Raw genomic sequence first — 20771 nt, 5'->3', positions numbered from 1 at the left:
GGAAGGGAACCGAACATCATGGTTATCAACATCATTCAGTTCATGGTTTGCATCGTCCCCAGCGACATTGCCGACGACAGCACCGAGGGCCGCGAGCTCGTTGTGCCGCGTTACGTCGACATCGACACCCAGGACCAGGCCCGCGACTACGTCGCCGCACTGCTCAGCGACGCATGGCAGGTGAAAACCGTCATTCCCGTGTGCGAGTTCACCACCCCTTGACAAACCGCACACCCTCGGCGGGCCGGACACCGGGAACGTGCCCGGCCCGCCGACACCCACCGAGCCGAAACCATCGGCTCCACCACCGAACCCGGGAGACACGACATCATGACCGATCACACCGCGCCCCGCCCCAGCTGGCCGCCCACACTCACCCCCGCCGACATCCACCCCAGAAAGGACATCGGCGCTCGGGTCACCACCTACCACGCCCAGCTCACCGGAACCCACCCCAGCGGCCGCGCGGTGCGCTTCACCCTGCCATTCATCAGCGACTACATCGAACACCTCGACTTCACCGCCGAGGTATTCAACCCCGAAACCCTCGCATGGAATCCGCTGTGGACCATCCCCGGAGCGGCCTACGAATACGGCGGCCTCGACGATCGCGACGCCCAGAAAGACCCCCGCACAAACATTCTCGCCCGCCGCCACGACAACCACGTCCCCCATCTGCAGGCCACGAGCTGGCAGAAAATCATCAACGCCCTCGCCGCCAAAGTCGACGAGATCTTGCCCGACTAGCACCCCCGGGAAGTCGCGCCGCCGGGGCAGTAGCCCGCCCCGGCGGCGCACCGGATCACCACCGACGCTCAGTCCGGCAATCGAACTGCGCTGCGCTCCGTGCTGCCTGCATCTCCGCGGCCCCAGGCCGGCGCCGATCACCAACCGACCTCCGACTCACCCAACAACCCACTCCATAACCGCCACGGCCGCGCCCGGACTGTCCAGCGGCCCGCCCGCCGTGTGCTCGACCCGCGAAAGAACCATCATGCTGACCAGCGACACCAGCCCCAGCCCCGCCGCGATCTTGTTCGCGCTGACCTTCGGCGACCGGGACCACCGATCCCTCAGAGACCTCGGATACCCGGCCGCGCGCGCAGCCGAAAGCCACCAACCCCTCACCGCGCAGCAAGTCGCGGACCTCCACGCGTTCGCCGCCGCACTACAGCTGGCGATCACCGCCGTCGAACAGGCACTCAGCGCAACCGCGAGTAACCAATCACCAGAACCCCCGGTGGGATGCGATCCCGTGCACCGGCACAACCCGGGAGCCCAGAGGCCCGATCAACCCGACCACACCACAACCGCCACTCCGAACGACTGGACCGCCACTGCGAAAGACTACGAAGACCGCTACGGCCTCGTGATTTTCGCTGGCGACGCAGCCACGTTCGACGACATGCACCAGCAACTCACCACCTACTTCGGCGAATGCGGCGCATCGCTGACACAGACCTGGACCGAAGTCAGCGACAACCTACGCCGCTACGGCTACGACATCTTCCGCGACACCCAACAAATCGCCACCGCCGTCATCGAAGGCGACAAAGACGCCGACCATCCCTGAGCCGCCCCCGCCGACGCCGCTCGAATCCCGCCCGGCCGACAGCCACCACCCCGTACCAACCCCAGCACCCACCCGGATACCCGTCGGCAAGCCATTGTGCCCCAACCTCATTCACCTGAACCCGAAAGAATCCCCATGGCCACCCAAGTCCGCTACTCCGAAATCCCCGCCGGAACATTCGTCGTCGTCCACCCGATCGGTCACCGCGACTGCTGGACCGCGCGGGTCATCGAACACCGCCGCTGGCCCGACAGCCACAAGTTCACCGGCATCACCAACGTCGAAGTCATCGACCCGTGCGGATTCGCCAACATCCGCCAGGGCATGGGCGTCGACGTCGAAACCAAGACGCTCACCGTCGGCGCAACCGCTCTCGCCGCCTCCGCAACCGCGCTGGTACACAAGCAGATCGAGACCGACACCGACACCGACACCGCCGCCCGCATCATGACCGCAATCGCACACCCGCTCGCCGACCTCATCGGCTCGGTAGCCCGCAACGCGGCAGAAACCGCACGCACAGATGCCCTCGAATACGCCGCATGGCAACTGCAGAACCACCGGCACCACGCCGAGGCCCCCGAGCTTGCGACCGCGTGGTGGGCAACCTGGAACGCCATCGCCCGACACATCGACATCGGCCGCTGCGCCGACTGCAACGACCACGGCACCTACCAGTCCATCGAGACCGGCCGCCACCTCCCCTGCGCCCATCCTCACATCTACCGATGGGCAGGCCCCAACGCCACTCTGACCGACTACACCGACTACGCCACCAACGAATCACGACTCGGATACATACCCTCCCGCTGGACACGGTGACCCCAACGCACAGAACCCGTCCAGCCGGACAGAGCACCGGAGCAAGGGCCGGAACCACGCACGGATCCGGCCCGCTCCGCTCATCCCAACAGGCCAACACGGCGGCGGAAACGGAACTCCGCTAGCGCTCCGTGCTGAATTCCTGGAACGGCCAAGTATTCAGCCCCGCGATTTGAGACCCCGCCCCGCCCACCGAGCACGCCGAGCCCAAACACCTGGCACCGGCCGGTAGTACCCGAACCGTTGATCGCCAATCCCAAACCGCACATCTACGACGCGCTGGATCACACGCGCCGGAATGGAACACACGACGTCATGACCACCGCACCAAACCGCGAATTCACACACCAGCACACCGGCACACCGAGCGCCGCACCCGGCCGGCGAGCGCGGCCCTCCGCTTCAGCCACGGGACAGCGAAGGATGCAGCCACACAGCAACAATCCGACCAGCGACAGCCCGGACCTGCGCCTCGTCCCCGGCGCAGACCTCAATCAGGTGATAGCTGCCGCGATGCCAGCCGAGCACCTCGACACCCGAACGCTGATCCTCGCCAACCCCGAAAACCACTTCATCGCGGGACTACTCAACGCCTCCACGGCCGAGGCCGCCGAAATACTAGCGCTCGTCAAGGACACCGATCTCCAAGGCCATCTGCCCGGAATTATCCTCCAGCTGATCCGGCAGCTCGTCACCTCAGGCCAAGAGCCGACCCCGCAAGCCGTCATCGCCCGCGCCCGCATCCCAGTCGAAACACAAATCGGCACCAAGGACATCCGCCCGCCGCTGCCCAGTGTTGTGCAGTACGTATCCACGGCCTACACAATGGGGATGCCCGTCCGCCTCTGGGCGGACGCATCCCGAGTGGTGGAAGACAGTTACCGACGAGGGTTTGAGGCCATCGGCACCCGCATGGCGCAGATGGCCGCGGCAGTCGCCGACGTCGAAGACCTCGAACTACTCACCGGTCAGGCCATCCGGCAATGGCGTGCCGACTGGCACCGCGTGCACCTGCTACGCAACCTTGCCAACGGCGAACCAGTCACACCCGAACCACCCGCCAGCGGCACCCCGCCGGTCGACGAACTACCAGCCTCCGAATAGGACCAAACACCGCAGGGGACGACCAGCTCCTCGGCGTTCGCCTCGGCGATGGTTATGACAGTGGACATCTCGATGATCGCGGACCATGTTCCCGGCCCGCCGACGGTCGTTGCGGCGGCCCAGCCGATGATTCTGACCGGCCGTTCCAGCTATCTGTCGCGGCCGCGTCGCGCCGCGAACGAGAAAGGCCCGGAGGCCCGGCAGCGAGCACCGAAACGAGGTAGTCCTCAGTCTCGAATACGGTCCACGGCTCAGCAGGTACATGTCGACAACCGGCGGGCGCCGCGTATGCGGCGAACCGGGCTGCCAGCCAAGCAGTCCAGATTCGACGTTCGCGACGATGGCGCGCGATGCGCTCGGTAAGTGCGTGCTCGAGCCCGTGGGCGTGCGCGACGTCGTCCAAGCTCGTCGGCCCAGGGGCGACGGCACCGCGGGAACGCGTGATGAGACCGGCAGTAGCCAACGAGCACAGAGCGGCGTGACCGGTGCTGCGGCCCATCCGGGCCGCGGCGAGCGCGTCGTCAGGGTTGACCAAGCCCTGATAAACGATGGCCTCATACAGTCGCCGATGATGTATCCCCAGCACACTCCATGCCATGTGGACAGGCTCAACGCGCGCGAAGTTGGCTTGCGTCCGACTCGGGCGCGCGCGGCGGCCGCCGATGCTGGCGGTCACGAGGGCATAGCGGTCGGCAAGCACTCCAGCGCCGCGGCGGACCCGCAGCACGGGAGCACCTGGAATGTCACGGATATCGCGCAAGGTTTGCCACACCGTTGATTCCGGCAGGCAACCGGCCATTATCGACACAGATCGCCCACCGAGCTCCACCACCGGCACGCCACGGACGGTCTCACCGCCGACAACGGACGCATGCGCTAGAGCCTGCAGAACAGCCAGGACAGAGGATCGCCGCGGCGACCCAGGCCACTGAGCATCCACCCACGCGATCGCGTTGGCGAGCCAGCGAGTTTGAATTCTCGCGCGAACACGATCCCCCCCGCCCCCGCCTGTGTGCCTTGAACTCTTGTGCGTGACCGGCAGGAATTCCGCGGCGTTCACCGCCGCCCACCGGCACGCCTTGTCCCAGTCACGGCGCATCGCCGCATCGGCCCCGCTCCCGTAACGGGCATAAGCCCTAGCCAAGCCCGCCCACGCACCGCCAGCGGTCGGAAGCTGGGCCAGGACATCGACAAGGGACATCCCTTGCCGCACAGCAGCAGCGAGCACGGACTGGCGCGCGGCACTGCGGTCGAGACGACCGTCCCGCGCGCGCCATCGCCGATCGGCCGGCGCGAGCCCGTGCATAGCGAACGCGGTCACCACCGCGGGCATCGGCGTTCGACGCTGGTACTCGGCGCGCAAGCGCGCCATATCCCCACTGCCCTCCCACACCCGCACGTGATCGCCCGTCGAAACTTCCGGCGCGCGTGATGCACTCGTTCGCGCCGCGCGCGCTGTGTGCGTCGTGTGCGCGTCCGGGTCGATCGGATGCGCCGCGACACGCGCTCCGCCGAGAAGTTCGACCAGGCGGCCAACGAAGCCGTGATCCGAGCGCACCTGCATCGTGTTGACGGCGGTGGCGAGAGGTCCGTCGAGCTGCCGGAACCCACCCTCTTTGCACCGCGAGCCGGGCGGAGTGAGCGCTCCGGTGCGGTCGTTGAGCATCGGGCTCGTATCGAGGGTCGGCAGCCGCTCGGCCAGCAGCCGCATGATCGGCTCGATCTCGGTCTTGGTCAGGATGGTGCCCACTGGGAGAGGGACGATCACATGACGGCCGCCACTGGTGGACCGGTCACTGATCGCGCGACCTCCACATTCGGCGATCCAGGCCAGGCACTGACGCACATCTTGTTCCACAGCCTCACCGGAATGGTGCTTGGCATCGAAGTCCAAGCCCAGCAAGCGGGTTCGGCGGGACTGGTACAACGGGAGCGCCACCGGACGCGGGGGAAGACGTTTGGTCAGTGCCTGGGCGCGGTCGCTATAACGGCCGAGCTCGACAACCCACGGCCGCATCGACCGTCGCGCAGCCAGCAACGGTGCCAGCCGCTCAAATACTGCCCGTGCGCCGATCTCAGGAGACGGGAAATGCTCGGTCGAAATGGATGATTCACGTGACAGGGGTAGCCCCGTAACGCCCGCATCGCAACCAGTTCGGTTGTCGCCCTTCGTAGTTGATAATGCAGGCGTGACTGAGCTACCCTTGGACTTGCGTAACACTCGCAGCCTTCAGGGTTGTGGACTCTGATGGCCCTCAGGTGCAACTGGGGGCCATCTTCTTTAGATTTCCAGCCCGTGGGAATTCACCCGGGAGTGAACCAGCCACGATGCTGGAGCATTTCTAAACAGGGTTCTTCGATACCATCTCCTGTCTCCAGTTCCTTGAGCCGATGATGTTGGCAGTCTTGATAATTCGGTGGACCACCCAAGCGAGCTTCCGTCGACACAGAGACCCCCGGTTGCCGCCTCGTCGTCGGGGAATCACGCGGTTCGCACACCGGGCCTCGCCTCGATTCGAGGGAGGGGGACCTGCAGGCCCAGCGATCGTGCGCACAGGATGTGCCGGTCGATCGTGGACCGATGGATTGGGGCGGTGGTCAGGCGTCTCATCTTGAGCGCGATCGCATTTGCGTTCCACCCAGCCTGAGCATGCCGCAGCACGAAGACGAGATGGTCCTCCGGCACCCTCGCACTCCGCTGGGCGACCATCATGTGCGCGATGCGCTCGCAATCGTCGATCTCGTGCCCCGAGGCACCGTCCACACGGGCGGGTACCGGAGCCGGGCGGTCACTCAAAGGAAAGGCCAATGCCAGATCCCGCACTCCGGGAACGGATCCAACAGCATCATCGTGTGCCCGAAGCCGACCATTGGCACCGCTCGGTGCAGCAGACGAGACCGTCTTGATCATCGTCGCGTACCGTGCGGCCATCCACGCGTGCAGCCACATGCAGACCACGACCATGATCGGCGCCGCGGCATACAGCGCGGCCTTGGCCGGGTCCCGACCCGCCAGGTGCGGGCCGGCGTTGAGACCAACCGTGGCCAACAACAACGCCAGTTCGAAACTCACGATCCGAGCACGATCGACGCGCTGACCGATCCGGGCCGCAGTCGCGGCCTGATCCATGATGTACAGGATCGGCATCGAGATCATCAGCTCGATGCCGAAACTCGCCAGCCAGAACGCCAACCGTGGTCCGCCCTGCCCGAACGTGCGCCCGAATATCGTGCCCACGTTGATCGCCGACCAGACCAAGCCGATACCCATGGCGCTGTACATTCCGCGCGACATCCACCCCACCTTTCGGTGCAGCATCGCGACCAGCGCATCGCGCGACGTCGCACGGCGTTGCGCGGCAAGCGCTTTCGCATGCCAACGCCGGTCGCGATCTTCCCGCAGCTGATCCCGAAACTTGCCGACCAGCTCGCGCCTGGCGCGGCGCTTCCGGTGACTTCTGTCCTTATCTCGAATCCACTCCTGCAGCCGACGCTCCCTGTCGATCTCCTCGACCGACATTGCCTGTGTCAGAGCAGGATCGGATTGCAGCGGCAGCACAGATCGCGCACGCTGAACCCGCGTCTCCAGCTCCACAACGACATTCGCGCCCACATCGCGACCAGCGCCATCCAGCGCGCCTCCACGCCGCCGAAGGGCTAGCACGCCCGCGCCAATCCGATGCGAAGGCTCATGCATGTTGCAGCAGGAGCAGGAAACCGGCCATCGCCGGTATTGACCAGGTCCATCGACGTATCCTCAGCACATAGGGACAGATCGCGGACGCCACAGGCTCACCACCCTCCCAGCCACAAGAGTCGGCCAGCATGCCGTTATCAACGGACGCCGCCGTGGCACCTGAAGATGATTCGCAGAACCTTCGTCCGCGTCCAACGCAAGGCATACAATCTGCCCACTCGCGCTGAGGACTCGGCCGCCAACGGGCCAAGCTGCCCCGATTATGCTCCACCCCAACCGTATTGGCAAAGCAAAACCCTCATCCCGGCGAAAGCCGCACGAACGCAGTCCGATTCGGTACACGCGCGCACCATCACCGTGTGCATCGTTGAACTCGCTCGGTATGCACATTGACCTGCGGCTGTCTCAGGCTGGGGACACCGGCAGTCATGGCCCCGACGACATCGCCACCCCCGTCGGCCGTCGCGAAGTCACGCCGTCCGCCGAGACGGACGGAGGCCACACCGTTGGATGGAACTCGCCAGCAGTCAGCGCACCGTCCACATCGTGACCGTGAACGCGAGCACCGGAGTGATCGATGGTGCTACTGGGTAGTCCGGCCGGGTGCAGTCAAGCCGCAGCGGCCAGCGCCGACATTGATTCGGTTTCGCTGGCAACAGCGGCAGCTGGATGGGGCAGGCTCTTGCCGATCATCTTCGCGAACTCGCGGGCGGCCAGCGAGTGCATCGGCACCACAGCCGCGATCATCAACGGCGCCACGCCGTACTTGATCGACGCCCCGACATCACCGGCCAGCACATGTGGCCCGATATTCAGCACGAGGCTCAGAGACAACAAGCCGAGTTCCACCGGAAGAATCCTCGCCCGCGCGATGGCGTTCCCCTCCCGAGAGGCCGTCGTCGCCAGGTACATCATCGCCAGCAGCGGCAACGTGATGATCGGCTCGTACAAGAATGCCAGCCAATAACGAGGGTCCGTCATAGACGTTCCCATCGCCATCAGGTGCTGCACGTTGAACGAACCCCACACCACGCCAACCACAGCGACGCCGGCCAGCGTCCGGGACACCAACCTCGACCCCCGGAGCAACCGGCCAACCCGTGCCGCGGGGCTAGCAGCACGCTGATACGCGGCGTTGGCATCGGCGAACGCCTCCTCATCGGCGCGCTCGCGCTTCCGGCGCCGCTCCTGGCCCTCGTGAGCATCCCGGGCCTCGTTCAACCGGGCGGCCCGCTTGAGCGCTCGGATCTCTTCCTCGACCGCACGCTCCGAACGCAACTCGTCCTCGGACAGCGCCTCAATCCACGACCGGTTCGTCTGTTCGACCAACCGCTTTTCCGCGAGTTCTAGCTGTCCCGTGAGGTTGAACTCAGCGGAGAACGGATCCGCGGCCTGACTCGTTGAACGGCGCCGCGTAGGCATGGTGATAATGGTCATGTCGGGAAGCCCTTTCTCTTCCTGGCACAGCCCCTCAGCGGATGGTCTAGATCTGCTGAGGGGCATTTTCGTGGTCACCGTCGGGAGGGTCTAGCTCCTGAGGGCGGATTGCTGTCGCCGGGATTCGACCACCCAACAGGGCAACACGTCAACCTCACCAATCCCGCCATCGGATGAGAAAAGCCCTGGTCGGCGCAGGCATTGTGCTCTCGGAGTGGTCAGCCGGGTGCAGTAGCGAACATTGAGCGATCCGATTGGTCGCCGGGGGATTGGGGGAATTTCGGGGAAATCTGCCCCACCGAACGCCACCGAACGCGGCACAACGCAACCGAACGCGATCGGCCTGAACAGCCCAGTGCGGCCACCGGTCGATCGTCCTGCGACGACAATTCGTCCACGTCGGGTGGCATTTTGCTGGTCAGGCTGGGGAGTGTCAGCGTGGCCGAACGGGACGATCACCCCCATCTCTCCTCATGCGGCCGAACTTCATCTGGCACACAAGTACCAGAGAGTGCTAAGTCGCTGGTAACCACGCTGAAACGGGAAGTGGGCCCCCGAACCTTCCGGCTCGGGGGCCCACTGGGTGCGTTGTTCACCGGCCTCGCGGCCGGGTGTGTCGCTGTAGCGGCGAAGCCGCCTCGCGATCAGCCGAAGACCAGGCCCTTGGCCTGCGAGGTCGCCCGCGCGAAGCGTTCCTGCACGTCAGCCCAGTTGACGACGTTCCAGAACGCCTTCACGTAGTCGGCCTTGACGTTCTTGTACTGCAGGTAGAACGCGTGCTCCCACATGTCGACCTGCAGCAGCGGGATGACGCCCAGCGGCACGTTGGCCTGCTGGTCGTACAGCTGGAAGGTCAGCAGCTTCTGGCCCAGCTGGTCGTAGCCCAGCACGGCCCAGCCCGAACCCTGCAGGCCGTTGGCGGCGGCGGTGAACTGCGCGCGGAACTTGTCGAACGAACCGAACTGGTCGTCGATCGCGGCGGCCAGCTCGCCGACCGGCTTGTCGCCGCCGTTCGGGGACAGGTTCTTCCACCAGATGGAGTGGTTGACGTGCCCACCCAGGTGGAACGCCAGATTCTTCTCGTTCAGGAAGATCGCGCTGTGGTCGCCCGACTCCCGGGCGGCCTCGAGCTTCTCGAGCGCGGCGTTGGCGCCGGCCACGTAGGCGGCGTGGTGCTTGGAATGGTGGAGCTCGTTGATCTGCCCGGAGATATGCGGCTCCAGGGCGCCGTAGTCGTAATCCAGATCTGGCAGCGTGTACTCAGCCACGATGTCCCTTCCTCCTCTGTCAGGCCGTCTGCACCCAGTATTGCCGAGCGCACCCAACCATCATTCGTACACCCGCTCGTGTGCAACCGCGCTCCACGCCCCCAGAATTCCTGGTGAATGTTGGACCGCGCCGGGGCTCGGTCCCCGGCTCGAAAGAGAGTGCCGGTCCGGCGGGGAAGTTCGGCTAGCATCGGGGCTCGGCCAGTCCCGCGCGGGACCAGCCGATCTCACATCGGCGGCGCGACGTCCGGGAGCATGGTGCGCGGGTCGCAGGCGTCGTGGGCCTTCCACCAGCGCCTGCCGCCCTCGACGAACTCCTGGGTCGGGATCTCGACCCCATCGGATGTGGTGATGGACACATCCTCGAACCAGATGCGCACATCGAGCTCGCGCGGATCGATGCCCTCCTGCTGCGAGAACTCCAGCAGATGCGTGCCCGGCCCGTCGCCGACGGAGGTGTCGAAGCTCAGCAGCTCGCGCCACAGCGCCCAGCCGCTGTCGTCGGCATCGACGAAATCCCAGCCGTGCAGGGAACCGCCGCCGAATCCGCTCACCGCCTCGTCGAGCGTCTCCAGGGTGAGCGGGAAGACCTGCGGCTCGGCATCGTCCCAGCGCTGCATGCGCAGCGAGGCGGCGATCCGGCTGACGCCGGTGAGCGTCAGGCTCACCCGGCGATCCGCTGGCGGCGGCCCGTCGGCCGGTAGCGTGAGCACCTCGAGTTCGAGTCGTACCCGGGCGGCCCCGGCGTCAGGCACGACGCCGAGGCATGTGCCCTCGGCGAGTGCGGTGTTGAGTCCGGCCGTATCCAATCCGTCGAGTAACCCGCGGGTCGCGTCCATGGAACCAGGCTACCGATCCCCACGGACAAGTCAGGGATTTCGGTTTCTCGCCAGTGTTGTCGGTTTTTTTACGAAACGAGGGAACCGATCCGTCACCATCGCCGTCCAAGTACTTGTCGGGAGCTCGCCGCAGTCTCGGATACGTACCACGGCCAGCGGCGAGGTCCCGGCGCACAGCGGTGGGCGACCGCTCCGGGATGAGGAGGGGAGTTTCGGATCGGTCGCCCGCATGCTCCCTCGTCCCCTTCGCCGGATCCGAGCGGACCGACTGGTCTTCTACCCTCGACCTGTGGATGAGGTTGTGGATTATGTGGATAACTCGGCCCGGGATCTGTGCGGCAGGGGCTCCGACCGGGCATCCGAAGGATTCTCACCGCCGAAACAAACCCCGGGTTCGCGACCGGGTATGGCCGCTGACCGCCCGGCGGGGTCCGCCCACGCCATGGGGAAACTGTCCGTCTGTCCGGTGGTCGTGGCAGGATCGAAGCCGTGACGAGCCCCGAAGTCCCCTCGGTTCCGATCGATGCCGTACCTGCCGAATTCGATGCCGCCGGAACCCCGCAGGCGATGCTGCTCGATGTCCGCGAGGATGACGAGTGGCAGCTCGGCCACGCTCCCGGCGCGGTGCACATCCCGATGGAAGACATCCCGGCCCGCATCGAGGAACTGGACTACGACGCCGAAATCTACGTCGTCTGCCGGCAGGGCGGGCGATCGATACAGATCGTGCGGTATCTGACGCACGTCGGATTCGACGCGGTCAACGTGCTGGGTGGCATGGTGGCCTGGCAGCTGGCGGGCCGCCCGCTCGCCGCGGACGGCGACCACGAGGCGAAGATCTACTGATGAGAGGGGGAATCGCGCGGTGAGTACGGTCGTACAGCCCTGTGCCCGTTGCGGTTCGCGCTGGGCCGTGCAGGGCAAGCCGATGCACTGGTGCCCGCGCTGCCGCGGCGTGCTGCTGTCCCCGGCCCCGGTCGACGCCCCCGCACCCCGCCGCAACTATCGCTGGGTCGCCAGGCAGCCGGGCCGGGCGCGGGACGGACGCGGCGCGGCGCCGCGGTCGGTCGCCGCCGCCCGGCCGACCCCGCAGTACACCCAGATTCCGCGATGGGGGCTGCGCGATGTCCCGCCGCAGCCGGTCCCGGTCCGGCGGCGCCGGCTGGCCGCGCTGACCGACCGCGTCGACGGGCTGCTGCGGGCCACGATCGTGCTGTTCCTGGTGGCCGCGGCCGCCGAATTCGGGCGCTACCTGCTGCTGATGCTCAACCGCAGCCGGCTGATCGAGCCGGTCGTGGTCTACCTGTCCGACTGGTCCGTCTGGATCTTCGCCGCCACGGCCCTGGTGCTGGCGTTGCTGAGCGCGGTCGCGCTGGTGGGCTGGCTGATCGAGGCCCGGCGCGGCGCCTACGCCCGGGAGGGGCAGCGCGATCCGCGGGGCCGGTGGGCACTGCTGTGCGGTTGCGTCATCCCGGTGGTCAACCTGCTGTGGCCGGGTGTGTTCCTGACCGAACTGGCCCGTCATACCGGCGATCCCCGCCTGCTGACCGCCGTGCGGATCTGGTGGTCGGCCTGGGTGCTGAATGGGGTCATGGTCACCGCCGCGCTGTTCTGGCACCTCGCCGGAACGCTGCAGGCCCAGGCCAACGGGGTAATTCTCACGGTGTACACCGAGCTGGTGGCCGCGGCGGTGGCGGTGTTGTCGGTGTGGGTGATTCGCCAGTGTGAGGGCCGCGATCTCCGCGGCCGCATCCGGGTGCCCAAGCGCTGGATCGCCACCGGCGGACCGGCCGCGCCGCTGATCGAGCCGGTCCATCCGGTCGTGGTCGTGGCCCCCGAACCCGCCGCCGAGGCCGCTCCCGCTACGCCTGACCGCGCGCCGGAACCGGAGGTCGTGCAGGATGTGCCCACGGAGGCCGAATCAGTCGCCGCCTCCGAGCACGAGGAGGTCATGGCGAAGTGAACCAGGGCAGTCGCGCGCCGTTCGTGGTCGCACACCGGGGCGCCTCGGCGGCGCTGCCGGAGCACACCCTCGCCGCCTATGAACTGGCCCTGCAGGAGGGCGCCGACGGCGTCGAATGCGATGTCCGGTTGACCCGCGACGGCCATCTGGTCTGCGTGCACGACCGCACGGTGGACCGCACCTCCTCGGGCACCGGGCTGGTCAGCGAGATGAGCCTGGACGAGCTGCGCGAGCTGGACTTCGGCGCCGAAGGCGCACCCGCGACGGTGCTGACCCTGAGCGAGCTCATCACGCTGGTGCTGGATTGGCGCACCCGCCCCACCAAGCTGTTCATCGAGACCAAGCATCCGGTACGGTACGGCGCGCTGGTGGAGAACAAGGTGCTGGCCGAGCTGCAGCGATTCGGCATCGCCACCCCGGCCTCTGCCGATCACTCGCGCGCGGTCGTGATGTCCTTCGCCGCGACGGCCGTATGGCGGATCCGCCGCGCCGCGCCGCTGCTGCCGACGGTGCTGCTGGGGGAGTCGTCCCGCTATCTCGGCGGCAGTGCCTCGACCACGGTCGGGGCGACCGCGGTCGGACCCTCGGTGCGGACCCTGCGGGAGCATCCGGATCTGGTGGACAAGGCGGCCGCGGCGGGCCGGGCCACGTACTGCTGGACGGTCGACGAGCCCGACGATGTGCGGCTGTGCGCGGATCTGGGCGTCAGCTGGATCGCCACCAACCACCCCGGTCGCACCAAGGCGCTGCTCGCAACCGTCTGACCTGTCACGCGGTCCATCGTTTGCTGGGCGCCCTCAGGCCGTGAGAACGGCGTGTAGCGAGTCAGTGGAATCCGTGCAACCGGTTGTTGTTGCGGAGTTGCCGATCCAGCGGGGCCTCGCACGACAGTGGGCTGCACCCGATCGGTGCGGCCCACCTGTGCTGACCCCAATAGTTCAGCGCGCCAGTACGGTTCAGCGCGCCAGCACGTGGTGGTCGCCGAAGTGGATGATCGCCAGATTGGCGGCCACCACGATCGGGAACGCGACCGCCATGATCCGGTGGTCGAGCTGCCACAGTGCCAGGCTCGCCGCGCCGAAGACCAGGATCTTGGTGGCGACCGCGAGCGCCGGAATCCCGTAGGTGGCCTCGGGGGCGGCGAACAGTCCCCACAGCACGGCCGCGACGACCGGAATGCCTACGGCCAGTGCGATTTTCATTGCGGTTCCCTCGCCGGTTCGGGTGCCCCACCACGCGAGGGCGCCGAGTGCGGCCAGCTCCATGCCGAAGGCGAATGCGAGGTTGGCGGTTCCCCAGATCGAGGTGTTCATGTCGCGCTCCTGAGATTAGTGCTCTCTGTTGAGATCAGTGTTCACTGTTGCGATCGGGATGTCAAGAGCAGTGCTCACTGGATGTTGGGGTTTTTACGGAGATGTCGCGGGGATACCGAACAGGTTGACCCTGTAGGTTCTGCGTTCGTGGGTAAGAGCAAGCGCAACAGTCCCAAGCCCGACAGCAATCGGGCCCAGCGTCTCGCCGAGCGGCGAGCGGCGCAGGAGCAGGCGAGTCAGGTCGTGGTGCGGCCGTTCGCCGGGCTGGCCGCCGAATGCGATCTGGTCGCACTGCGGGAGTTCGTGCCGTCGGCGACCGCGACGCTGAAGCTGGCGCCGCAGATCTCCGCGCAGCGTCCGGTCACGCTGGCGACGGTGCTACCCGGTGCGGTCGCCGCGCTGGTCCGCGCCGCGGCCGAGCCGATGGGATTCGTCGGCGCCCAGGTGCAGTTCCAGTCCGACAATCCGGCCGCCGATCTGGCCGCCGCGATCGCCTGGACGCAGACCGGCGAGCCGGGCCAGTCGCTGAACAGTGCGGCCGAGGCGAGCGTGGACGCTTCGGTGCTGGCCGAGGTCCTCGACCCCGGCACAGCGCTGGATCTGACCGTGCACCAGGACTTCAACTGGTGGGTGCCCGAGGGCGTGCAGCCCGATCCGCAGGTCGCCGCGACCATCGAGCAGGCCAATCAGGCGATCATGCCGTCGGATCGGCTGCAGCTGGGCGCGGATTCGATCGGTGCGGCCTGGTGGGTGGATGCCGGCGAGAAGGCGCACCTGCGCTGGGTCCGTCCGGAGGACGAGGACGCGTTGATGCTGGCGCTGGCGCGGCTGCACGCCGACGGCGGCCTGCACCTGGGCGAGGGATCCCGGTTCGCCGGGTCGTTCCGGACCCACGGGCTGCTGGTGCCGGTCTTCGACCTGGACCGCGAGCAGCACGCCAGCGAATGGACCAACCCGGCAATCGAATTCGGCGAGCGGCTGTCGCAGGCGCTGGCCTCCGATGCGCCGCTGACCTCGGCCGAACGGCGCTCCCGCGACGGGCTGCGGTCGCGTCAGGTCACGCTGCGGTAGTTGCCCATCCGAGGGGAAGGGCCCGGGTTCGGTTGGAGCTGGGCTCTTCTCGCTACGGCAGCCACGACACGTGCCCGTGCAGTGCGGTGTAGCCGATGTACGCGACGCTGTCGATCGTGGCGTGCGCGAGGATCAGCGGCCACAGCCGGGTGGTGCGCTGCCAGAACTTGCCGAACACCAGGCCCATCACCAGATTGCCGAGGCCGCCGCCCAGGCCCTGATAGAGGTGGTAGCTGCCCCGCAGCAGGGCCGATGCCAGCAGTGACCGATGCTCCGACCAGCCCAGCGAACGCAGCCGGGTGATCAGATAGGCGACCACGAGAACTTCCTCGGCGACCGCGTTCGCCACGGCCGACAGGACCAGAACCGGCAGCCGCCACCAGTGTTCGGCCAGGGAGCTCGGCACGATGGTGACGCTCATACCCAGCGCATGGGCCGCCAGGTACAGGCCCAGCCCCGGTAGCCCGATCATCGCCGCGAGCGCCAGCCCGGGAAGGACGTCGCGGCGGAACCGAATTCGTGCCAACCCGATCAGGCGCGGTCCGGATCCGCTGCGCCACAGCAGATACAGCCCGAGCGCGCCCCAGCCCAGCAGCCGCAGCACGCTCAGCAGCTGGAACACCAGATCGATCGTCGACTGCGCGGCCCGGGACGGGTTCAGCGCAACCGACTGCCCACCAATCCCGCCGGGTGAGAGCGCACTCTCCAGCAGCGACAGTGCCGCACTGGCCCCGCTCAACCCGAACGTCACGACCAGCACAATCAGAATTTCCAGCCGCACCGCCCGCCGCTCCCGATCGGAGGCGGGCGCGGGCCACACGGGCGCGGAATCAGCAGCCGAAACCATGGTGCAAATGTAATGTCCGCGATCGATCGGCAGGACACGGCGATGGCCGGTGGTGCAGGGCGCGAATACGCCCGCGCACGATCCGCAGCCCCCTGGGCGCCCGCTCCGGTCGATCAATACCGCCCTGTTCGTAACTGGCTGTCGGCCCGCGATAGCCTCGGTCCAGCCATCGGGCTCGGGCCGGCTGAAAGCAATGGCCAGGACCGGTGCCCGGGGCGGCCGGAGCGAAATGTGTTGTTTTGCAGGGTATCCGGCCCGGCTCTCAGTGGCGGCGCATGCCGTAGCGGAACGGGCATCCGGCCAAGATGCGGACCGCGCGGCTGAGGGACTCGACGTCCTCGACGGGGGCCTCGAACGGGAGGCGGACGTCGTGATCGCCGTCCGGGGTTTCGATGCGCAGGCTGACGCCGTATCGGTCGATGGCGAGCGGGTGAATTGCCCCGCCGCGCAGGCGGATCGGCAGGTGGCGGGCCAGCTGGGCGACGACGTCGGCGTGGTCGGCGTCCATGTGCTCCAGCCATGCCGCCTCGAGCTCCCAGAACGGATCGGGTCGCGCGGCCCGCAGATCCGCGTGGCAGACCGATTCCGCGCCGGTCGAATCCGCCAGCACCGCGGAGTTGATCATCAGCCGCAACAGTGTGGTGGTGTGCCCGACATCCAGCAGCGCCGGATGGGGACGTTCGCCCGCGACGGCGGAGGCCAGCACGCGCTGGGTTCCGGCGGGCACCGCGCGAACCCGTCCCCGCAGCCAGACCAGCGTCCGCACCGGCTCGCGCAGCGGCAGTGGCGTGCGGTCGGTGAGCTCGAGGACGGCCTGGACGCCGCACTCGCCGCTGAGGGCTGTCGAGGCGACGGCGGGGGAATCCGCGGGCACCGCGATCACCGCATCGCCGCACTGTCGCAGGTGATGGACCGCGACGGGGGCCGGATCGATACCGGGCAGGGCCAGCATCGCCTGGTCGGCGTGTGCGCAGGCATTGCGGATCCGTTCGGCGGCGGACGGCGCGGATGTCGGATTCGTGCGGCGCATGCGTTACCTCCAGAGCTGTTCCGGACCATGATGAATCGATTAGGTAAACCTAAGCTAAGTGACGCCGGTGGGTTGTGCAACCGTTCGGCTCGCTACGGTGAAAATGTGCCGCACGATTCCTCCCCCTCCGAACCGGTTCTGGTGCCACTGACCATGCCCGCCGCGGCACGAGCCAGCCTGGTCGACGGCCTGGTCCGACCGGTCTCCGCCGACCCGGGACCGGTGCTCGACGCCGATGCCCCGGATGTCCGGGTCATCGAATTCCTGGTCGCCGCCGCGCATTCCGCGGGTGGATTCGTCGCCCGCACCGCATCCGGCACCCGCGCACTGAGCTTGATCGCCGCAACGGTCGCCGCCCTCTGCGGCGAGGACATCGGCCGCGCCCTGACCCACCCCGACCTGGATTTCCTCCGCGGCCTCAAACCCCCCGCCGTCGAAGCCCTGCGCAGCGTCCTGCTCGCCATCGAGACCGACGCCGTCGAAACCGTCTCCGCCACAGTGGAAGTGCTCAGGCCTCGCTGATCCCCGCGTCGTCGCCCCGCTGCCGTGTCGAATCGGCCGCGTGGATTCGACCCGTCGCTGAGCCCTGCTGCATGTTTCGTCGCGTGTGCGTTTCCTATTCGGGCCGCCCTGGCGCCCTGAGGCGCCCACGCTGGTCGCAGGTGCACCCAGCCGACGATCTTGGATGCTGTGCTGCGCCCTACCGGCACAGTGGAGATGCTAACGCCCGGCTAATCGCCCGTCCCCGCTCTGCTGTGGTGCCGTGGGGCGTTCGGCACATTGGATGTGCTTGCGCCGGCTGATCGCGCCTTCCCGCGGCTGCGATGCCCTGGGGCGCCGGGCCGAGATGATTGGCCTGCATCGGCTCTGCCCCATGCGGGCTTCGGCCCAATGCCTACACGCTGGTTGCAGCTGTGCTCAGCCGACGGTTCCGGATGCTGCGCCTGTCGCTGACCGGCGCGTGTATGCGGATGCTGGATTGGGCTCGAGCCTATTTCGTGCGTTCGCAATTCTGGTCGCCGGTCGCAGCACTGGGTTGGGCTGACACCTGAACAGCGCCTCGCGTTCATGGTCGGTTGGGTGGATGCCCAGAGTGCGCGGCGGTCGATCACCGGGGCTGGGAGCATCGCGTCCACCGTGTGGCCGGAATGCGGCCGGCGAGGTATCCGTGCTGGTTGGGATGTGTTTGCCCCGTCTTTGTCGGGGCGGACAATCGGGCAAAGGCCCAGGCTGGTCCCGAGTGGTCGGTAGTGTCGTATCCGTGCCGCGCATCGCCTATTTCGGGCCGTCGGGAACCTTTACCGAGATGGCCCTCGCCCAGCTCGAGTCCGCCGGTGTCTTCGACGGGCCCGTGGAGCGGATTGCCGCACCCAGTCAGGGGGCGGCGTTGGAGATGGTTCGGGACGGCTCTGTCGAGGGCGCGGTGGTGCCGATCGAGAGTTCGGTGGAGGGGTCGATCGCACCGACGCTTGATGGGCTGGCCGCCGGATCGCGGCTGCAGATCGTCGCGGAGACCGAACTGGACGTGGCGTTCACGATTCTGGCTCGTCCCGGGACCGGGCTGTCCCAGGTGCGTTCGGTCGCCGCCTATCCGGTGGCCGCCGCGCAGGTCCGGATGTGGCTGGCGCGGGAGCTGCCCCAGGCGCAGCTGTACACCTCGGCCTCCAATGCGGCAGCGGCGGAGGACGTGGTCGCCGGGCATGCCGATGCGGCCGTATCCACCGCGCTCGCGGGTCAGCGTCTCGGCCTGGCCGCGCTCGCCTCCGGCGTCGCTGACCACGAGGGTGCGGTCACCCGATTCGTGCTCGTCACGCTGCCCCGCCAGGCGCCGCCGCGCACGGGGGCCGACCGCACCGCCCTGGTGGTGCTGGAGCTGGCCAACGAGCCCGGCGCCCTGATGCGGGTGTTCGCCGAATTCGCCACCCGTGGAATCGATCTGACCTTCATCGAATCCCGGCCCACCCGCGCGGTACGCGGCACCTACCGGTTCTATCTCGACTGCGTCGGCCACATCGACGATACCGCGGTCGCCGAGGCGCTCAAGGCGCTGCATCGCACCGCGGGGTCGATCCGTTTCCTGGGTTCGTGGCCCGCGGTCGCCCAGAGCGGCACCCCACCGCCGCCCGACGAGCCCGCCGCGGCGTGGCTGGAAGATCTGAGAAAGGGGGTGGCCGACCTATGACGGGCAGACTCGTGCTCGTGCGGCACGGCGAGACGGAGGGGAATGTCGCCAAGCTCCTGGACACCCGCGTCCCGGGGCTGCCGCTCACCGAACGCGGTGCGGCACAGGCGAAGTCCTTCGCGGCGAATCTTCCCGAGCCGCCGGCGCGGCTGTTCAGCTCGCAGGCGCTACGCGCACGGCAGACCGCCCAGCACATCGAATCGGTGACCGGAGTGCCCGCGCAGGCGTTGGACGGTCTGTTCGAGGTGCAGGTCGGGGATCTGGAGGGCCAGGGTTCCGAGGCGGCGCACCAGCTTTTCCAGCGGGTGTACAAGTCCTGGCATCTGGGTGAGCTGGATGTGCGGCTGCCCGCCGGCGAGACCGGCCGCGAGGTGCTGGATCGGTATCTGCCTGTGCTGGAGGACCTTCGGGCGACCCATCTGGGACCGGAGGCCAGCGCGGATGTTCTCGTGGTCAGCCACGGCGCGGCCATGCGGCTGGTCGGAATGACGATGGGCGGGGTCTCGCCGCCCTTCACGACGAACAACCACCTGGACAACACCGAGACGATCGAGCTGTTACCGCGCTATGCCGGAACGGATTTCATCGGGTGGGAATGCACCCGATGGGGTCGCTATACACCGCCGTTCGGATCCGACGTCGCGCCCACGGCCGACGATCCTATGGGGTGAATCTGGCCCGGGTACAGCAATCCGCAACCCCCACAATACGAATAGCGCACGACCGCCGCCGAATTCTGCCGGTGCCGCAACGTCAGCACCGCGGGGATACGCCAAGGATCGCCCCGGACCGCGGCCTCGGCAATTTCGAGGCCGCCGCGGGGCCACCTAAATGATCCCGGCGCTCGGGTTGAATTCCTCACGCAGCGGGAGCTTGTGGATCAGGTCCCTGATCGCGGTGCGCAGCCGCGCGTTGGTGCCGGTGGCCAGCGACGTCCAGTGCACGTCGTCGTCGGAGCGGGTGGTGGTCGTGATGAACCGGCCGTTGCGGGTGTTGAAGACGTTGATCGTGCCGTCCGCGGTCTCGCGGGTGCCGTCGCCGTAGACCACGCCCACGATGGACGCGTGGGACGTTATCTCGACCAGTGCCGATGCCAGGGTCTGCGCGTCCCGCGGTGGGCGGCCGACTTCGGTGAGCCGCCGCAGCGTGGCATTGCTGTCGCCCGAGTCGTTGAGGATCGGCTCGAGCTCCTCGGTGAGCACGTTCATGCCCTCGAGCGGCAGCGGTTCGGACGCACCCAGCGCGGCGACCACCGTGCCCGGCAGGTCGTGGCCGGCCTGGTTGATGGTGTAGGCGCCGGGCCCGAGCAGCGCGACGACATCCATCGCCTCGCCCTTGGCGATGCACAGCCGGCTGACCTGGCCGTTGTGGTACCAGCGCATCGCGAGTACCCAGTGCGGGCGATCCAGCGCCCGCACTCGGTCCTCGAGATCCGGATCGATGGTCTCGCCGTGGAGCAGACCGCGGGCCGCGAGCGATTCCGCGGCCGCATCCATCATCTTCTTGTGGGTGATGTCGCTGTCGTACCGCGCGCCCCCGTCCAGGACGACCGGGAACTGGCTGATCTGCAGCGTCTCTCGCAGATACTGCATCTCATCCAGCGACACCACGACCGAATCGAGCAT

22 protein-coding genes are annotated in these 20771 nt (G+C 67.5%); 13 read left to right on the top strand and 9 right to left on the bottom strand.

All coding sequences use genetic code 11. The features are described 5' to 3' along the window. The first annotated feature begins 18 nt into the window (after positions 1–18). The 5 genes from ABH933_RS06065 to ABH933_RS06045 all read left to right on the top strand — a co-directional run bounded on the left by ABH933_RS06065 (position 19) and on the right by ABH933_RS06045 (position 3499). Entirely contained in the window at positions 19–222 is a 204-nt protein-coding gene (locus ABH933_RS06065) for a hypothetical protein (protein ID WP_429454930.1), read from the top strand. A gap of 108 nt (positions 223–330) precedes the next feature. Then, a complete protein-coding gene (locus ABH933_RS06060; RefSeq protein WP_429454929.1) occupies positions 331–747 on the top strand; it encodes a hypothetical protein in 417 nt (138 codons plus the stop codon). A 286-nt stretch (positions 748–1033) separates the two neighbouring features. Then, complete coding sequence (locus tag ABH933_RS06055) at positions 1034–1573, top strand: hypothetical protein (RefSeq protein ID WP_429454928.1); 540 nt, start codon at positions 1034–1036, stop codon at positions 1571–1573. Positions 1574–1708: 135 nt separating this feature from the next. Next, positions 1709–2395 carry a hypothetical protein gene (locus ABH933_RS06050; protein WP_429454927.1) on the top strand — a complete coding sequence of 229 codons (687 nt, stop codon included), beginning with the start codon at positions 1709–1711 and terminating at the stop codon, positions 2393–2395. Between the two features lie 423 nt (positions 2396–2818). Further along, positions 2819–3499 (top strand): hypothetical protein, encoded by a 681-nt coding sequence (locus ABH933_RS06045; protein ID WP_429454926.1) that lies wholly within the window; start codon positions 2819–2821, stop codon positions 3497–3499. A gap of 52 nt (positions 3500–3551) precedes the next feature. Here ABH933_RS06045 and ABH933_RS06040 read toward each other — a convergent pair whose 3' ends face one another. After that, on the bottom strand, positions 3552–5393 hold the full coding sequence (locus tag ABH933_RS06040; protein ID WP_429454925.1) for a hypothetical protein: 1842 nt from the start codon (positions 5391–5393) through the stop codon (positions 3552–3554). A 588-nt stretch (positions 5394–5981) separates the two neighbouring features. Continuing rightward, a complete protein-coding gene (locus ABH933_RS06035; protein ID WP_429454924.1) occupies positions 5982–6794 on the bottom strand; it encodes a hypothetical protein in 813 nt (270 codons plus the stop codon). A 15-nt stretch (positions 6795–6809) separates the two neighbouring features. On the opposite strand from ABH933_RS06035, the gene ABH933_RS06030 reads away from it, so the two are divergent. After that, positions 6810–7160, top strand: a complete 351-nt coding sequence (locus tag ABH933_RS06030) for a hypothetical protein (protein WP_429454923.1) — start codon at positions 6810–6812, stop codon at positions 7158–7160. Between the two features lie 645 nt (positions 7161–7805). On the opposite strand, the gene ABH933_RS06025 is transcribed toward ABH933_RS06030, so the two are convergent. From ABH933_RS06025 to ABH933_RS06015, 3 genes are all read right to left on the bottom strand, one after another. Continuing rightward, positions 7806–8711 carry a hypothetical protein gene (locus ABH933_RS06025; RefSeq protein ID WP_429454922.1) on the bottom strand — a complete coding sequence of 302 codons (906 nt, stop codon included), beginning with the start codon at positions 8709–8711 and terminating at the stop codon, positions 7806–7808. A 566-nt stretch (positions 8712–9277) separates the two neighbouring features. Beyond that, on the bottom strand, positions 9278–9901 hold the full coding sequence (locus ABH933_RS06020; protein ID WP_429418322.1) for a superoxide dismutase: 624 nt from the start codon (positions 9899–9901) through the stop codon (positions 9278–9280). Positions 9902–10128: 227 nt separating this feature from the next. After that, positions 10129–10740, bottom strand: a complete 612-nt coding sequence (locus tag ABH933_RS06015; protein WP_429418321.1) for a hypothetical protein — start codon at positions 10738–10740, stop codon at positions 10129–10131. A gap of 489 nt (positions 10741–11229) precedes the next feature. On the opposite strand from ABH933_RS06015, the gene ABH933_RS06010 reads away from it, so the two are divergent. From ABH933_RS06010 to ABH933_RS06000, 3 genes are read left to right on the top strand one after another with little or no spacing between them, the layout of a single operon-like run. Then, complete coding sequence (locus tag ABH933_RS06010) at positions 11230–11586, top strand: rhodanese-like domain-containing protein (protein ID WP_429418319.1); 357 nt, start codon at positions 11230–11232, stop codon at positions 11584–11586. 19 nt (positions 11587–11605) lie between these two features. Then, positions 11606–12703 carry a DUF4328 domain-containing protein gene (locus ABH933_RS06005; protein ID WP_429418317.1) on the top strand — a complete coding sequence of 366 codons (1098 nt, stop codon included), beginning with the start codon at positions 11606–11608 and terminating at the stop codon, positions 12701–12703. Continuing rightward, on the top strand, positions 12700–13467 hold the full coding sequence (locus ABH933_RS06000; RefSeq protein WP_215915076.1) for a glycerophosphodiester phosphodiesterase: 768 nt from the start codon (positions 12700–12702) through the stop codon (positions 13465–13467). The genes ABH933_RS06005 and ABH933_RS06000 overlap by 4 nt, the downstream gene beginning before the upstream one ends. Before the next feature lie 192 nt (positions 13468–13659). Here the strand turns inward: ABH933_RS06000 and ABH933_RS05995 are convergent, their stop codons facing one another. Continuing rightward, complete coding sequence (locus ABH933_RS05995) at positions 13660–14016, bottom strand: YrdB family protein (protein WP_429418315.1); 357 nt, start codon at positions 14014–14016, stop codon at positions 13660–13662. 147 nt (positions 14017–14163) lie between these two features. Here ABH933_RS05995 and ABH933_RS05990 point away from each other — a divergent pair, with 147 nt between their 5' ends. Further along, a complete protein-coding gene (locus ABH933_RS05990; protein WP_429418313.1) occupies positions 14164–15087 on the top strand; it encodes a DUF5926 family protein in 924 nt (307 codons plus the stop codon). 52 nt (positions 15088–15139) lie between these two features. Here the strand turns inward: ABH933_RS05990 and ABH933_RS05985 are convergent, their stop codons facing one another. Then, complete coding sequence (locus ABH933_RS05985) at positions 15140–15934, bottom strand: CPBP family intramembrane glutamic endopeptidase (protein ID WP_429418311.1); 795 nt, start codon at positions 15932–15934, stop codon at positions 15140–15142. A 262-nt stretch (positions 15935–16196) separates the two neighbouring features. After that, positions 16197–16964 carry a DUF2470 domain-containing protein gene (locus ABH933_RS05980; protein ID WP_429418309.1) on the bottom strand — a complete coding sequence of 256 codons (768 nt, stop codon included), beginning with the start codon at positions 16962–16964 and terminating at the stop codon, positions 16197–16199. A 105-nt stretch (positions 16965–17069) separates the two neighbouring features. Between ABH933_RS05980 and ABH933_RS05975 the strand changes: the two genes are divergently transcribed. The 3 genes from ABH933_RS05975 to ABH933_RS05965 all read left to right on the top strand — a co-directional run bounded on the left by ABH933_RS05975 (position 17070) and on the right by ABH933_RS05965 (position 19817). Next, positions 17070–17486 carry a hypothetical protein gene (locus ABH933_RS05975; protein WP_429418308.1) on the top strand — a complete coding sequence of 139 codons (417 nt, stop codon included), beginning with the start codon at positions 17070–17072 and terminating at the stop codon, positions 17484–17486. Between the two features lie 739 nt (positions 17487–18225). Beyond that, a complete protein-coding gene (gene pheA, locus ABH933_RS05970) occupies positions 18226–19146 on the top strand; it encodes a prephenate dehydratase (protein ID WP_215915083.1) in 921 nt (306 codons plus the stop codon). Beyond that, complete coding sequence (locus ABH933_RS05965) at positions 19143–19817, top strand: histidine phosphatase family protein (protein ID WP_429418306.1); 675 nt, start codon at positions 19143–19145, stop codon at positions 19815–19817. The genes pheA and ABH933_RS05965 overlap by 4 nt, the downstream gene beginning before the upstream one ends. Before the next feature lie 156 nt (positions 19818–19973). Here ABH933_RS05965 and ABH933_RS05960 read toward each other — a convergent pair whose 3' ends face one another. After that, positions 19974–20771: an ESX secretion-associated protein EspG gene (locus ABH933_RS05960; protein ID WP_429418304.1), complete on the bottom strand. Its 798-nt coding sequence runs from the start codon at positions 20769–20771 to the stop codon at positions 19974–19976.

The organism is Nocardia sp. GP40 (genome assembly GCF_050434125.1).
Lineage (GTDB): Bacteria > Actinomycetota > Actinomycetes > Mycobacteriales > Mycobacteriaceae > Nocardia > Nocardia albiluteola.
The sequence above is the reverse complement of the archived record's forward strand: the minus strand, read 5'-3'. Positions and strand labels throughout refer to the sequence as shown.

What these genes read in the sequence shown, in the direction of transcription:
- ABH933_RS06065 (WP_429454930.1), top strand. Translation starts at nt 19, where the DNA reads ATGGTTATCAACATCATTCAGTTCATGGTTTGCATCGTCCCCAGCGAC.
- ABH933_RS06060 (WP_429454929.1), top strand. Translation starts at nt 331, where the DNA reads ATGACCGATCACACCGCGCCCCGCCCCAGCTGGCCGCCCACACTCACC.
- ABH933_RS06050 (WP_429454927.1), top strand. Translation starts at nt 1,709, where the DNA reads ATGGCCACCCAAGTCCGCTACTCCGAAATCCCCGCCGGAACATTCGTC.
- ABH933_RS06045 (WP_429454926.1), top strand. Translation starts at nt 2,819, where the DNA reads ATGCAGCCACACAGCAACAATCCGACCAGCGACAGCCCGGACCTGCGC.
- ABH933_RS06035 (WP_429454924.1), bottom strand. Translation starts at nt 6,794, where the DNA reads ATGTCGCGCGGAATGTACAGCGCCATGGGTATCGGCTTGGTCTGGTCG.
- ABH933_RS06015 (WP_429418321.1), bottom strand. Translation starts at nt 10,740, where the DNA reads ATGGACGCGACCCGCGGGTTACTCGACGGATTGGATACGGCCGGACTC.
- ABH933_RS05995 (WP_429418315.1), bottom strand. Translation starts at nt 14,016, where the DNA reads ATGAACACCTCGATCTGGGGAACCGCCAACCTCGCATTCGCCTTCGGC.
- ABH933_RS05985 (WP_429418311.1), bottom strand. Translation starts at nt 15,934, where the DNA reads ATGGTTTCGGCTGCTGATTCCGCGCCCGTGTGGCCCGCGCCCGCCTCC.
- ABH933_RS05980 (WP_429418309.1), bottom strand. Translation starts at nt 16,964, where the DNA reads ATGCGCCGCACGAATCCGACATCCGCGCCGTCCGCCGCCGAACGGATC.
- ABH933_RS05965 (WP_429418306.1), top strand. Translation starts at nt 19,143, where the DNA reads ATGACGGGCAGACTCGTGCTCGTGCGGCACGGCGAGACGGAGGGGAAT.
- ABH933_RS05960 (WP_429418304.1), bottom strand. Translation starts at nt 20,771, where the DNA reads ATGCTCGATTCGGTCGTGGTGTCGCTGGATGAGATGCAGTATCTGCGA.